Source organism: Peribacillus sp. NPDC097197, from assembly GCF_050278025.1.
GTDB lineage: Bacteria > Bacillota > Bacilli > Bacillales > DSM-1321 > Peribacillus.
Map to the genome: position 1 here is coordinate 1 of NZ_JBNNST010000029.1, position 14,503 is coordinate 14,503.

The window sequence follows — 14,503 nt, forward strand, 5'->3', positions numbered from 1 at the left end:
CGTTCCCATTCCGAACACGGCAGTTAAGCTCTTCAGCGCCGATGGTAGTTGGGGGTTTCCCCCTGTGAGAGTAGGACGCCGCCAAGCCATTTCAAGGTCAGCCATTAGGCTGGCCTTTTTTGTGTTGATTTTCCAAGACGTGAAAGATACATTTGAAAAATGAGAGTATTGCTGCAATATGATGATATCTCCTACCATTCTTTTTTAGCATGCGCATCCGGGCTTCTCACAGACGTTAGGAGATTAGGGGGCAGAATTCTTCGTTTCTATAAGGAAATATGTTAAACTTAACTTAGTTCTGAAACTGTCATTGGGGGAATAGCCTATGGATACCTCTGCTAAAGATGAAATGATTTCTTCATTTGCTGGATGGTTGGAAGACCAAGGGAAATCAGCTAATACGATTAAAACGTATACAGGTGTTCTTTCTCAGTTTTGTGAACAGACACAAAAGGTACTAAGGGAAATTAATTCTGAGGATGTTCAATTGTATCTTGATTATTTAGAAAATTGCAAGAAAAGTCCAGGGACAATAGAAAAGCATTATAATGCTTTGAATGTCTTCTTTAAATTTTTAGCGAAGCCACAAATTATGCTTTCTGTTGAGCGTAAGGTAAAGGAATCTAAAAATGAAGCACCTGAGTCACTAAGCATCAAAGATCAAGAAGCTCTTTTGAAGGATATAGAGGCAGAAGGAAATCCTAGGAATGTCGCCATTGTTTATCTTTTGTTACATACTGGCATTCGTGTTTCGGAGCTATGTGATTTAAATGGAAGTGATGTTATCATGGAGGGCAATCGGAATTATATTCTTGTCCGGAATGCAAAAGGTGAAATTGACAGAACCGTTCCGCTAACAGATTTAGCAGTGCAGTATGTGAGAACCTATCTCTGTTCACTGAAGGAAAAAGCAGACCCATTGTTTATCTCAAGCTATAATCAAAGAATCACGCCGAGGTCGGTACAATACATTTTAAAAAAATACAATGTACACCCACATAAATTACGTCATACATTTTGCCAGAGACTAGTGGATAATGGTATTGATATACAAACTGTTTCCAAGCTAGCAGGCCATAAGGACTTAAACGTGACGAAGCGTTACTTAAAAGAAAAATCATTGAACCTGGAAAACGCAATAGATCAAACCTTTACTAAAAACTAAATGTTCAATAAATCTTAAGGGAACGGGGAAACTCGTTTCTTTTTTTGTTTTCACTGCCTTCTCCCTTTTACCCAATTTCATGATTACTTCGTATACGACCGGAACGATAAGTAAGGTAAGCGATGTAAAGCTCACTAGTCCATCCATTACGGTAATGCCAACTCCAACTCCTTGTGAAATAAGGTCGCTTCCTTCTGTGCCAATTGCGAGAGGAATCAATGGGCTAATCATGGACAAGGCTGTCATCAAGATCGGACGAAGACGGGTTGACCCAGCTTCGAGAGTCGAGAGGCCGTTTTCTTCGTTTTTAAGTACACGATCGACCAATACGATGGCGTTGGTTACCATAATCCCCATTATCGGTATTACTGAAGAAGAAGCCAAAAACGTACTAAAAAAGGAACAATTCCTTGGTCTCTTAAACGTAAGCCCGTAATCAAATAACGCATATAAAACGCCAGGCACCTTCGGTACGATAAACGTATCAATCAAAGGAGGTGCCATCCTTATGTCCACAAACAAATTAACCATTGTTCCAGTAAAACTCGATCCTTTTCCAACTGAAACTACTTCGTTTCATTCTTGTGAATACACTGCTGTACTAGGCTGTGTTATTAAAACAGCTGAAGCTGAAATAACTTTCTTCAATGGCGTAGATGAGCACATTATCCAAACCATTATGAAGGAGCTGAAAAGTCGATAAAGCATGATTTTACGAGTGTGCAAAACATCTATATTATTTGTGGAAAGACTAATAACATTTGGTAATTGACTATAGGATGAATTTTTTGATTGGGTTGATCGCTCGCCTTTCTTCGGAAAAAATGCCATACATTCGCACTCATCGGGTCCTTATTTTGTATATGTTTTATTTTTGCTACGAATCGTAACAATAAAGTAAATAAATGTAGGTGGACGATTGCCTGTAAGTTTGTTGATAATATAATTTGGAGGTATGAAAAAAATGATTAATATGAATATTAAAGCATTGCGTATACAGCATCAACTTACACAAGAAGAAGTAGCAGAACGTTTAAATGTGTCTCGACAGGTGATAGCCAAATGGGAAAAAGGGGACTCTACACCCGATATCCAATATTGTATGGAGCTCGCGAAGCTTTACAATGTTACATTAGATAATCTTGTTCGTTTTAAACAACAAGAAAATGGCTTCGGTGTACCACCGAAAGGAAAGCATTTTTTTGGTACAGCCACACTAGGTGAACGAGGACAAATTGTTATACCTAAAAAAGCACGGGAACTGTTTCAATTAAATCCAGGAGATACGCTAATTATCTTGGGGGATGAAGAGCGTGGTCTTGCGATTGTACCTGAACAAATGTTGAGTAGCTTTTTCAATATGGTAAACCTAAATTTTAAACAGGAGGAAGATAAATGAACAACGCTATTACAATCAACTCCCTAACGAAAACATATGGTACTAAAAATGCTGTTGACCACGTCTCTTTATCAATTCAAGAAACGGAATTATTTGGCCTTCTTGGTGTTAATGGTGCAGGAAAAACGACATTGATTAAAATGCTTTCGTGTCTAACAAAGCCTTCGAGCGGAGATGCAACATTGTTAGGGAAAAGTATTATAAATGAGCCAGAGCAAGTACGTACTGCGATTGCTGTATCTCCACAAGAGACGGCGATTGCACCCAATCTAACGGTACGTGAAAATTTAGAGTTAATGGCTGGAGTACACGGCTTCAATAAAGAGAAAACAAGGATAATAACCGATGAAATGATTGCTCAGTTTTCACTGCAGCCTTTTGAAAAGCAACGCAGCAAAACATTATCAGGTGGTTGGCAACGCAAATTGAGCATCGCTATGGCTTTAATTAGTGAGCCGCGGATTTTATTTTTAGATGAGCCGACACTTGGATTAGATATTATCGGCCGCCGTGAACTTTGGGCTTTAATAAAAAAACTGAAGGAAAAAACAACCATTATATTAACGACGCATTATTTAGAGGAAGCGGAGGCATTGTCTGACCGTATTTGCATTATGAAAGACGGGCAAATTAAAGCAATTGGTTCGGCTCAAGAGCTTATTGAAAAGGCTAACACAGTGAGCTTTGAGGATGCATTTGTGTATTTTGTAACGGAAGGTGATATCCAATGAGAATACTCGTATTTGCAAACAGAACGACAAAGGAAATTTTAAGGGACCCACTATCACTCTTTTTTGGAATCGGCTTCCCGGTTGTGTTATTACTGCTGTTATCCGCAATTAATCGTAGCATTCCAGTTGATCTTTTTAATGTTGATTCACTAACTCCTGGTATCGCGGTATTTGGTCTATCCTTTATGGCTCTCTTTGCCGCACAAGTTTTATCGAAAGACCGAGCAAGCTCATTTTTAACAAGGCTTTTCACAACACCTATGACATCAACAGATTTTATTATGGGCTATTCTTTACCTTTACTAATGATGTCGATTGTACAGGGAATTGTTTGTTATATTGTTGCGATGTTTATGGGGTTATCCATCTCTGTTTCTATGATTGTGGCACTAGCTTTACTCATTCCAACATCAATTATTTTTATAGGGATTGGGCTATTATGTGGAACGCTGTTAAGTGAAAGAGCAGCTGTAGGTATTTGTGGAGCACTACTAACCAATTTATCTGCATGGCTTTCGGGCGCATGGATTGACTTAAACCTGATTGGTGGCCTATTCAAAGACGTTGCATTTATTTTACCATTTGTTCATGCAGTCGAAATGGGAAAAGCTGCTCTTACTGGTGAATACGGTGATATTTTCCCTCATATCTGGTGGGTGCTTGGTTATGCCATCATCATATCGGTAGTAGCAATTGCAATGTTTAAAAAGAAAATGCAGGCAGAATAATTATAATAAAGAAAGCAAAGAACCCAGAAAAATTAATTTTCGGGTTTGTTTAGCACTTTCCTCCATGACAAACTGCCTCACTTTTTACATGGTATCTTAAAATTCACTTAAGAAAACCCTGCTCAAGCTTAAAGTAGTAATGAATGGAAGCAAAACCCATTATTGATGAATTTTTTGATTGGGTTGATTGCTCGCCTTTCTTCGGTATCAGTATGGTGAAGTTAATAACGGAATTACCTAATGTACCGTTTTATGAACATCTTAAACAGCTTATTTTTGCTTATTATATCTATACCATCCAAATAACAAACCAAGTATAGCTGTTATTACACCATATTTAAGCAAGATAATTATGTATTCCATGGGAGACAAATAGGATGTTTCAGTCACATCCAAACTCACTCGTGTAACTTGTTCATACCTTACAAATAAAATTCCTATACCTATTCCCATAAAAAAACTATATTAGCGCTTTTTCTAAGTATTTTTCCCATTTTGATATCCTCTTATAACGTTCATATACTAACTATTCAATTAGGAATGGAAAAACACCTTTTTTTAGCTACTTGCCAGGTAAACATTAATTATGAGGAAATAAACCCAGTTAACATAATCCCCATAAGCATAAGTATGTTGCCAATTTTCTTATTGAATTGGTTAGATTCAATCATAGAGGGGTTACTGAAGGACGATGATCCTTTATTGAATCAGTTTACCTGGACCTGACTGTTCAGCGTATGTACTTGACCCTAAAGCGGAGATTGACCTGACGATAGATAAACTCTTAAGGATGAAGTCGGGGGATGGAGCAGGATATGGGACTGGTAAAGATACAGAGGCTTTAGAGGTGATTAGAGAGGTCTTTTAAAAAAAAGACCAAATGGTGTCATCTTGGAAGGTTTTTTGCTTTATCTGGAAAGGACGAGACTAGAAGTACCCTTTGTTCCAAGCTCATCATATTAATGAAAGATTATTTGCATATACACTCATGACGTTTTGGAAGGGGCTGCCGCCTCTTTTTTTATTTTTTATACGTCTTTCTTCATATTAATAATTTAATTGCTTCAACTATTCATGATTGAGTTTTAAAAGGAGGAAAAAAGGAAAAAGTAAAGGGAAGCGTAGCGTAGCTATTCATTAAACGGGGGGGAACAGGATATGAGATGGAAAAAAGGAATGCTGATCTATAACGAATGTGCAGGAAATAGTAAGGTGGAAAAGGCATTAGAGGAATGTCTCCCTATTCTGACACCCCAAATTGATGAATTTCTTATTCTTCAGACTAAGGAAAAGGGTGATGCTGACAAGTTTTGTTCGGAATATGGAGAAGGTATGGACGTAGTATTCGTTCTGGGAGGAGATGGAACGGTGCATGAATGTGTGAATGGTCTTTCTCCACTCGAACATCGACCGCTTTTGGGAATATTACCTGGAGGGACGTGCAATGATTTCTCCAGAACCTTGGAAATACCTCAAAATATCCGTCGTGCGGCGGAAACTATAGTGAACGGAAATGTCCGTATGATCGATGTGGGGAAGGCGGACGATCATTACCTTTTGAATTTTTGGGGTATTGGACTGATTACCGATACGTCAAACAATATAGATGAACAAGAAAAAAGTAAATTCGGGAAGATTGGTTATTTTTTAAGTGCAATTAGAACGATAGGCGATCAAGAACCGTTTCCTTTTAGAGTTGAATATGATGAAACGTGTGTCGAAGGAAAAGCTGTCATGATTTTAGTCTTGAACGGTAATTTTATCGGAACGAATTCAATGCCTTTTTCAATGGTCCAGCCAGACGATGGGCTGTTTGATATCGTCATCGTGAAAGAATCGAGCCTAAGTGTATTTAGGGAGATCTTAGCCATGAAGAGTTCGTTGACTGAAAGTGTCAGCTCAGAGTCAGGTGTCATGTATGTCCAGGCAAGAAAATTGAAGGTGGAAACCGAATTACCTCTCGAAGTCGATATGGATGGAGAGATTTATAATCAGACGCCTACACAGATAGAAGTTCTGAAACATCATCTTGCTTTTTTGTCTCCTAGCTCAGGAGTATAACAGAATCAGACGCATTAAGAGTATATATTTATATTTATTCCTCCTTATTTCTGCATTTGTTTACAAAATAAGATAAAATATAAAATGATATTTCATTTTTTGCAGGAGGAACATACATGATATACCAGGTCCGATTGTTAAAGGGTATTTTTGAACCGCAAAGAAGCCGTTACCAATTGCAAAATGCGGAAGCGGTCACACGACTTTTCTGGAAATTAATAGGATTATATTTTCTTAGTGTCTTAGTTTTTTCAGTAAGTGGATATTTTGGAATTGGTTCAGAATCATTTTCTAAAAATATTACGAAGATGGATGTAAGTGAATTTGAAACGGGAAAATTACTGATTGTAATTGGAAATATGATTGCAGGATTGTTTTATCCTTCTATTTATATCTTTTTAGCTTCTTTATTCTTTTGGGTAGTATTGGATATCCCATACATAAAAACCGTGATTGTTCAAATGATTACGCTTAGTTTGCACTTACTGGAGAAGGTTTTGTTAATTCCCCTTTTTGTTTTGATGGATATTGGGCATGATGCCAACCCCTTTTCACTTGGAGTCATCAGCCAGTACTTCATTCGAAGCGATTACTTTATTCATTTTTTTAGTGAAATCACCATTTTTCAAATTTTAATCATTTCTTTACAATATTATTATTTGAAGGTATATACGGAACGAAGCAAGGCCTTTGTCTTATCAATGATCATTCTATTTTATATTGCCTCGTGGTTTGCTAAAGCATTTTTAGCATATCTACAAGTTGGCGTATTCGTATAAGGCGGTGAGAAAAATGAAAAAGTGGAAATTAGCAGCCCTATCAGTAGCATCTTTGGCCTTGATATCGGGTAATATTTACTTGATTGAAAAAAAAGACAGTAAAGTGGAACGGACCGTTTTTACCGAAAGATGGACACAAGTTAAGAAAGATACCATAACTGAAACATTTCAAACAAAGGGAATCTTTAAACCGGCAGAAGAATATGATGTTTATTTTGATGCTAAAAACAATGATTTTCAGAAATTCCTGGTTCACGAAGGGGACGAGGTAACGGCTGGAACATCCCTGTTTGAATACACTACAACCGAACTGGATGCACTAAAAGATAATTTGGAAGCGGAAAAGGCCGCAACCGAAGGAGAAATCGTCGGAATTGATGAGTACATAAATAAGTTGAAAGCTTATCAAAGTGGTCTGACCCTGGATTCAAACAAAACGGTTATCGATGAGACAGTAGAAAAGAACCTAAATATAGACATCACCATTTCTTCCTCAGACTTAATTAAAAGTAATATTGAGCAGGAGATGTACAAGCAGGAACTTGAAAAAAATAGCTTGAAGGAAAAAGTGGTCATGCTAGAAGCACAATTAAGCTCAATTGAGGTGCAAACCAATGCCGTGGAGACGACAAGTGAAGCGGATGGTGTCGTGAAGAAGATCAATAAAAATTTAACGAATCCGATTATTTCAATTGCTTCTGCAGAAATGGCCATCGAAGGTTCCTTCTCTGAAGAAGAGTTAAAGAAGGCAGAGGTAGGGATGGAGATAAAAGCTAGTTCTCCTGATTTGAAAAAGAGGTTGGGCGGAACCATCAGCCGTATACATCCTTATCCCAAAGAGGAGCCAACCCTAAAGGATGAAAATCGCTATACATTCGAAGCGGAAATTGTAACGGAAGCAGAGAATAAGGAAGCGCTATTAGACGGTTCAAAGGTCGACCTTACCGTTATAACGAATGTGAAGAAGGGAGTCCCGACTGTTCCAACAGAAGCGATACATGAACGGAAGCAGCCGCATGTCTATAAAATGACCAATAAAGGGCATTTGAACCGACAATACTTTACAAAAGGGGCTCAAGCAAAAGGGAAGCAAGAGATGCTTAAAGGTCCAGCAGTGGGAGATGTCATCCTTTTAGAACCGAAAAAGGTAGTGAAGAACCACTCTTACTTCATTACCCCGCTCAAATTGGACAAGGTTCACTCTGCAACTTTTAAGAAACTATCCAAAAGGGAAAAAGTTAGATACATTTTACTAGGATTTTTGGAAAAATAATTTTCAGTTAAATCAAAAATGGCCATAATTTTTTACTGTTAAAACTAATTACCTATTTAAACAATAAGTGTAAACCCACGTAGCACTCAATATTCTTAATCCCCTCTGTACTTTCGGAGTGTGGGGAAAGAAAATATATTTACAGATTAATATTTTTAGTATAATATTTTAATATAAGTTAGCTCGCTTAATCTTATAAAAAAGAACGGGGGAACCAATTTTGCGGATTATATTCGCTAGGGGTGAATTCAGAGATGAAAGGGCCATTGTGTTTCCGATTCCTAACCCGACAGCTAACCCCGTAAGCGTCTTCGAGGGAACATGTGTGAATAACACGCCAATAGGGAAAATGACACGTAGGGTGTCTTTTTTTTAAGCGTAAGGATAGAAGTTTTTCAATATACAGAAAAATTTTTCTCTTTTTATTAGTATCTTGTTTCCCTTACCGAGACAAATGTTTTTACATCAAAGACTATATGGAAGGTGAGGAAATTAAATGAAGAAATTCAAACTGAGTTTAGCAAGCCAAATATTCATTGGTTTAATTCTAGGAATTATCGTAGGTGCTATATTTTATGGAAGTGAGACGGCACAAAGCTATCTACAACCATTAGGTGATATCTTCCTACGTATGATTAAAATGATTGTCGTTCCAATTATCGTTTCTAGCCTTATTGTTGCAGTTGCAGGCGTGGGCGATATTAAATCAGTAGGGAAATTAGGTGCCAAGTCACTATCCTACTTTATAGTAGTAACACTAGTTGCAATAGGCGTAGGTTTATTATCTGCCAATATTATTCAGCCTGGCGCGGGCGTAAATATGGGTGAGCTTGAACAAACGGATATTTCCACTTATGTTGACACAGCAGAAACTAAGCAACACGAATCCTTTATAGATACAATCGTTCATATTGTCCCATCTAATCCGATTAAAGCAATGGTAGAAGGCGATATGCTTGCAATCATTTTCTTCTCAGTCTTGTTTGGACTAAGCATTGCAGCTATCGGTGAAAAAGGAGTACCAGTATTCCGTTTCTTCCAAGGTGCGGCGGAAGGTATGTTCAATCTAACCAATATGGTTATGAAATTTGCTCCGATTGGGGTATTTGCACTAATCGGTGTGACAATCTCTAAATTCGGTTTATCATCACTAATCCCATTAGGAAAGTTAGCCCTTTCCGTATACGGAACGATGATTTTCTTCGTAGTTGTCATCCTGGGGCTCATTGCAAAATTTGTAGGCTTCAGTATCTTTAAGTTAATTGCCATTTTGAAAGAAGAATTGATCTTAGCATTTTCCACAGCAAGTTCAGAAGCGGTTCTTCCAAGAATCATGGAGAAGATGGAGAAAGCCGGTTGTCCAAAACATATTACGTCTTTTGTTATTCCGACTGGTTACTCATTCAACCTAGATGGTTCCACATTATACCAAGCTTTAGCAGCCATCTTCATTGCTCAAATGTACGGCATACATCTAAGTGCTTATGAGCAAATAACGCTAATGTTAGTGTTGATGATTACCTCTAAAGGAATTGCCGGTGTACCGGGCGTATCCTTCGTTGTACTTTTAGCAACATTAGGTACGGTGGGCATCCCAATTGAAGGACTTGCCTTCATAGCAGGTATTGACCGTATCCTTGATATGGGTCGTACTGTAGTAAACGTTATTGGTAACTCTTTAGCAGCCATCGTTATTTCCAAGTGGGAAGGTCAATTCAACCCTCCTGCCGAAAAAGGAAAACTCGAACAGGCTTCTTAATATAAGTCAAAACTCCAGGGTGATTGCACTCTGGAGTTTTTTTGTATTCAGATGAAAGTCGAAAACAACTTATTGATGGACGATCCAGAAATGGGAGTCAGGGGAAAAGTTCATAGCCATAACGCTTTCATTAAATGAATCTTGGTGAAAGGTTTCCAAAACAGTCAGTTGGGCTTCTTCTAGGCAATCAAGGACTTCCTGCTGACTCGGGATATGGAGATAGGCCTCTTCTTGGTGAGACTTTCCCTTTGTGAAGATATCACCGAACTCATATAGCCGTTCATCCTGTTTACTATCACACCAAATCATTTCTTCCTGTTCCCAAAAATTAAGATACCTTTCATTACTGTCGCGAATCGGTGTCGTGAATAGGAAACGGCCTCCTGGTCTAAGTATGCGTTTGATTTCTTTCAAAGCGAGAATGCGGTTTTTTCGTTGAGGGATTTTCATTAAACCATGAAAGGAAAAGAGTGCATGGTCGAATGACGAGTCGTTGAAAGGGATTTCCGTGGCATTCCCAAGAAAGAATGGAATCTCCATATTTTCATCTTGTGAAAACTTCCGGGCTTCTTGAATCTTGGAGGGTGAAGGGTCCAGTCCGGTTATATGATGAAACCCATTCTTGTATAGAGCAAAGGTCGTCCTCCCTGTACTGCATCCAATATCAAGGATGGAGTCGGCTTGATGAAAGTATTTATCGAATGCAAATTTTTCGAGTTCCCAAAGACCCCAATTTTTTGATGAATCGGCGACAGCGTCTTCCTGCAAGTGATTGATGAAATCGTCTTTTTCTATTTTATCCATCATTCATCCTCCAAACCTTTATTTTTACTATAATATGGAAAATGTTGCCTGTCTAGTTTCTTATTTTTAATACTATTTTATATACACTTCGTGAATATTAAAAAGTTTGATAAAATAGAACTATTGATGAAAGGCTCGGAGGGAATATAATCATGAAAAATGAAGGTAATGACATCTTATATATGCATATGCAGGCTTCCGAAAGATTTGTCCTTTTTAATGGCCTTAATTTTCGAGAATTCTCCTATTCCTTACCGCATAGCTTGAATTCCATCTTATTATTGAAACATCAATATGATGGTGGGGAGTACGATTTGAATGTCTTGCTGGAGAGCGTGTCATCTGAGAATGTTTATAAGCTACTTAAAGAGGATGTTCGTGCATATGGGGATTTCTGTTGGGTCGATTTTAAGGAAGCAGATTGTCTAGAAGAATTGGACGGCAGGGAATTAGCGGAACTCCTATATGTGGGGCATACCAAAAATCACTTAGAACCCCCTTTCTTTCACAAACTGAATAATCAATTTGTCTATCTGGCCCAAGATGATGGATGGTTTAATAAAATTTACTTTCGTTCGATTTCAACGTACTATAAGATGCTGGGAAATTTACTTCCGTTGAAGCTTGAACCATTGAAAGTCGAAAGAACATGGTTAGGAATGAGGAAGAAAAAAGAATTGCCTGCAATTCCTTTGGATATTATTTCTTCCCTGGCTCCTATATTGGCGGAAGGTATAGTTTTTTCTTTTAGACATGTGAAGATTACAAGGACCAAAATCGAGATCCCAGCATGGATCGTGGGAGATTATTTGAACATGGATGAGATGCATGATGATTTCTTAGATAGAAAAGAACAAGGACCTGATGCCTTCATTACTTTTCATCGTAAAGAAAAGGTTTGGGAGAGCGTTATCAACACGACGCTATATAAATAACTTCTTTAGCTAATTAAGGGTTTGGGTCGTAGGACTTGCAACTGGGTGCATAAACTTCTAATTATAGCTATAGAAGGGGGAACTTTCACTTTTCCCGTTTTAGTGTAAAGTGTTACAATGGAACATGGTTAAAAGAATATTGGAGGGTAATAACTCATGAAAACTAAACTTGGTTTGCTTTATGGTGGGAAATCTGCGGAACATGATGTTTCTTTGCAGACAGCTTTAGCAGTCATTAAAGCTCTCGACTTAGCAAAGTTTGACATATATCCGATTTACATAACAAAAGAAGGTTCTTGGGTAAATGGTCCAAAGTTGACTGGTCCGGCAAAATCCGTGGAGGAATTGGCTTTATCTTCCGATAAATTGACTTCTCCTTTGTCATTGCAAGCCCATTTAACTGATGAAAATAGTGGGTCCACGGGGTATGATGTCATTTTCCCTCTTCTACATGGACCGAATGGCGAAGATGGAACAGTACAGGGGATGCTTGAGCTGTTGAATCTTCCTTATGTGGGAAATGGGGTACTGGCTTCATCCGCAGGGATGGATAAGGTCATCATGAAAAATATTTTTGCACAGGCGGGATTACCGCAAGTTAACTATACATGGTTCATCCGCTCTGAATGGGAGAGTAACACAGAACGGTCCATTGAGAAGGTGGAAGAAGTATGTGGGTACCCTTGTTTTGTAAAACCGGCTAATTTAGGCTCAAGCGTAGGAGTCAGCAAATGTAATAATGCTAATGAGTTGAAGAAGGCAGTCGCAGAAGCATTTCAATTCGATCGGAAAATCATCGTTGAAGAAGGAGTCATTGCCCGTGAAGTGGAGTTTGGCGTGATCGGGAATGATACCCCATCTTGTTCTGTGGCAGGAGAAATCATTCCTAAGACAGACTTTGACTTCTATGATTATTCAGCTAAATACGTCGACGGAAATTCAGCGATGGCCATACCTGCCGAAATAGAGGAAAGTCAATATAAAGCTTTATCTCAAATGGCAATCACAGCCTTTAAGTCATTGGACTGTTCAGGACTCGTCCGGGCCGATTTCTTTTTGACGAAAGATGGAAAGGTCTATATCAATGAAGTGAATACGATGCCTGGCTTTACGCCATTCAGCATGTTCCCGCTATTATGGAAGCACACGGGTCTTGAATATCCACAATTAATAGAAGAACTTGTGAAGCTTGCTTTAGAGCGCTATGAAGAAAAACAACAAATCAAATATACAGTGTAAGCGGTAATGTAAAGTGGGTTCCTGTATTTCAATTATACGCAGGACATACACTAGCAAGCAGGAATCGGTTCTCCATGCCGATTGCTGCTTAGTTTGGTTATAAAGAAAATGGAAGATCGGTTCGATGAACGAAGGAGGAACGAAAGTGATAAAGAGAACGTTGAGACAAATATCTGAGATGGTAAATGGATTGAACGATAGTAAGGTATTTGAACCCATTGAAATTCATGGTGTAACCATCGATTCAAGAGCGGTTACGAAAGGATGCTTGTTCGTTCCGTTAAAGGGAGAGCAAGTCGATGGCCATCAATATGTCAGAAGTGCCATTGCGCAGGGAGCATCCGCTTCTTTTTGGCAGCAGGATATTCCGAATCCACCTACTGATTTACCAATCATCCTTGTGGAAAATACTGAAAAGGCATTACAGCAATTGGCACGCGCTTATCGGGACCAATTGAATATTAAAGTCATTGGAATAACGGGGAGCAATGGTAAAACCACTACGAAAGATATGACGGCTGCCCTGCTGGCCACTACCTATAAAGTCCATAAGACGAATGGTAACTTCAATAATCATCTTGGATTACCACTTACTATCCTATCCATGGATGAGGAAACAGAAGCAGCCGTTTTAGAAATGGGCATGAGTAGTCGTGGGGAAATCGAATTTTTATCCAAGCTAGCAAAACCAGATGTAGCCATTATTACAAATATAGGCGAATCGCATTTATTGGATTTAGGCTCGCGAGAAGAAATCGCCAATGCGAAGCTAGAAATCGTGGAGGGATTGCCACAGGGCGGAACGCTTATTTACCATGGTGACGAACCTTTGCTGGAAAGCCGGATTCAAAAGCAATTCCCCCATTTACGTGTCCTATCCTTCGGACGTACGGAGCGGAATGACTTGTTCCCATTGACGATTACCCAAGAGGCGGACAGTACCTCGTTTACACTTGGTGGAGAGAATCAAGGTGACTATCAAATTCCGGTTTTGGGTCAGCATAACGTGCTCAATGCATTGGCTGCCATTCTTGCCGCAAAAGAACTGAATATAGATAACGAATCCATCCATAAGGGCTTAGAAGCCATTCGCCTTACAAACATGAGGATGGAGATGGTCGAAGGCATAAATGGGCAGAAAATTATTAATGATGCTTACAATGCCAGCCCCACTTCCGTCAAGGCAGCAATTGAGCTGATTGAAGGTCTATCCGGTTTTAGGAATAAAATCCTTGTACTTGGAGATATGTTGGAGTTAGGAGCAAGCGAAAAAGATTTCCACTTGAGAATAGGTGAACTGATAGCGGTTGATCAAATTGATAAGGTCTTTACATATGGACCGCTTGCCGATTATATTGCTAAGGGTGCACGTAAAACATTTGCAGCTGAGAATGTTCAATCTTTTCAAGATAAACAACAATTAATAGAAGCGCTACAGACTTCTACTGATGCCCATGATTTAATCTTGGTCAAAGCTTCAAGAGGCATGAAGTTAGAAGAAGTCGTAAAAGCCTTGCAAAAATGATGAGCAATAGAAAAAGGGGCTGTCCCAAAAGTCAGGAAAATGACTTTTAGGGCAACCCTTTTTTTATGAAATTTATGCACAAAAAAATCGCCCTTTTTAGTAAAA

At 38.7% G+C, this 14,503-nt stretch carries 13 protein-coding genes, 1 rRNA gene, 1 pseudogene and 1 riboswitch; of the genes and pseudogenes, 13 read left to right on the plus strand and 2 right to left on the minus strand.

The window, feature by feature from the left end; translation table 11 throughout:
* Positions 1 to 87, plus strand: a 5S ribosomal RNA gene (gene rrf, locus ACQKL6_RS20435); the annotation flags it as partial.
* Between the two features lie 238 nt (positions 88 to 325).
* Positions 326 to 1,165 carry a tyrosine-type recombinase/integrase gene (locus ACQKL6_RS20440; RefSeq protein WP_402876027.1) on the plus strand — a complete coding sequence of 280 codons (840 nt, stop codon included), beginning with the start codon at positions 326 to 328 and terminating at the stop codon, positions 1,163 to 1,165.
* Here ACQKL6_RS20440 and ACQKL6_RS20445 read toward each other — a convergent pair.
* Positions 1,118 to 1,546, minus strand: a pseudogene (locus tag ACQKL6_RS20445) (efflux RND transporter permease subunit); the annotation flags it as partial. The gene ACQKL6_RS20440 and the pseudogene ACQKL6_RS20445 overlap by 48 nt on opposite strands.
* A gap of 127 nt (positions 1,547 to 1,673) precedes the next feature.
* Between ACQKL6_RS20445 and ACQKL6_RS20450 the strand changes: the two are divergent.
* The 8 genes from ACQKL6_RS20450 (at position 1,674) to ACQKL6_RS20485 (ending at position 9,895) form a co-directional block, all read left to right on the plus strand.
* Positions 1,674 to 1,868: a hypothetical protein gene (locus ACQKL6_RS20450; RefSeq protein WP_427651826.1), complete on the plus strand. Its 195-nt coding sequence runs from the start codon at positions 1,674 to 1,676 to the stop codon at positions 1,866 to 1,868.
* A gap of 261 nt (positions 1,869 to 2,129) precedes the next feature.
* Complete coding sequence (locus ACQKL6_RS20455) at positions 2,130 to 2,564, plus strand: helix-turn-helix domain-containing protein (protein WP_427651827.1); 435 nt, start codon at positions 2,130 to 2,132, stop codon at positions 2,562 to 2,564.
* Positions 2,561 to 3,295: an ABC transporter ATP-binding protein gene (locus ACQKL6_RS20460; RefSeq protein ID WP_427651828.1), complete on the plus strand. Its 735-nt coding sequence runs from the start codon at positions 2,561 to 2,563 to the stop codon at positions 3,293 to 3,295. Before ACQKL6_RS20455 ends, ACQKL6_RS20460 begins: the two co-directional genes overlap by 4 nt.
* Entirely contained in the window at positions 3,292 to 4,023 is a 732-nt protein-coding gene (locus ACQKL6_RS20465) for an ABC transporter permease (RefSeq protein ID WP_427651829.1), read from the plus strand. The genes ACQKL6_RS20460 and ACQKL6_RS20465 overlap by 4 nt, the downstream gene beginning before the upstream one ends.
* Before the next feature lie 1,158 nt (positions 4,024 to 5,181).
* The gene (locus ACQKL6_RS20470; RefSeq protein ID WP_402876018.1) at positions 5,182 to 6,084 is read left to right on the plus strand and encodes a diacylglycerol/lipid kinase family protein; all 903 of its coding nucleotides are present in this window, start codon (positions 5,182 to 5,184) and stop codon (positions 6,082 to 6,084) included.
* A 116-nt stretch (positions 6,085 to 6,200) separates the two neighbouring features.
* Complete coding sequence (locus ACQKL6_RS20475) at positions 6,201 to 6,863, plus strand: hypothetical protein (RefSeq protein WP_402876016.1); 663 nt, start codon at positions 6,201 to 6,203, stop codon at positions 6,861 to 6,863.
* A gap of 13 nt (positions 6,864 to 6,876) precedes the next feature.
* Positions 6,877 to 8,136 carry an efflux RND transporter periplasmic adaptor subunit gene (locus tag ACQKL6_RS20480; protein WP_427651830.1) on the plus strand — a complete coding sequence of 420 codons (1,260 nt, stop codon included), beginning with the start codon at positions 6,877 to 6,879 and terminating at the stop codon, positions 8,134 to 8,136.
* 174 nt (positions 8,137 to 8,310) lie between these two features.
* A riboswitch (cyclic di-AMP (ydaO/yuaA leader) is annotated at positions 8,311 to 8,459 on the plus strand.
* 173 nt (positions 8,460 to 8,632) lie between these two features.
* Positions 8,633 to 9,895: a cation:dicarboxylate symporter family transporter gene (locus tag ACQKL6_RS20485; RefSeq protein ID WP_402876012.1), complete on the plus strand. Its 1,263-nt coding sequence runs from the start codon at positions 8,633 to 8,635 to the stop codon at positions 9,893 to 9,895.
* A 69-nt stretch (positions 9,896 to 9,964) separates the two neighbouring features.
* Here ACQKL6_RS20485 and ACQKL6_RS20490 read toward each other — a convergent pair whose 3' ends face one another.
* Positions 9,965 to 10,699, minus strand: a complete 735-nt coding sequence (locus ACQKL6_RS20490) for a class I SAM-dependent methyltransferase (RefSeq protein WP_402876010.1) — start codon at positions 10,697 to 10,699, stop codon at positions 9,965 to 9,967.
* A 152-nt stretch (positions 10,700 to 10,851) separates the two neighbouring features.
* On the opposite strand from ACQKL6_RS20490, the gene ACQKL6_RS20495 reads away from it, so the two are divergent.
* The 3 genes from ACQKL6_RS20495 (at position 10,852) to ACQKL6_RS20505 (ending at position 14,398) form a co-directional block, all read left to right on the plus strand.
* A complete protein-coding gene (locus tag ACQKL6_RS20495) occupies positions 10,852 to 11,634 on the plus strand; it encodes a hypothetical protein (RefSeq protein WP_402876009.1) in 783 nt (260 codons plus the stop codon).
* Between the two features lie 156 nt (positions 11,635 to 11,790).
* On the plus strand, positions 11,791 to 12,873 hold the full coding sequence (locus tag ACQKL6_RS20500) for a D-alanine--D-alanine ligase (RefSeq protein ID WP_402876007.1): 1,083 nt from the start codon (positions 11,791 to 11,793) through the stop codon (positions 12,871 to 12,873).
* Between the two features lie 145 nt (positions 12,874 to 13,018).
* Positions 13,019 to 14,398, plus strand: coding sequence for a UDP-N-acetylmuramoyl-tripeptide--D-alanyl-D-alanine ligase (locus tag ACQKL6_RS20505; protein WP_407406209.1), 1,380 nt, complete (start codon positions 13,019 to 13,021; stop codon positions 14,396 to 14,398).
* Positions 14,399 to 14,503: the final 105 nt, after the last annotated feature.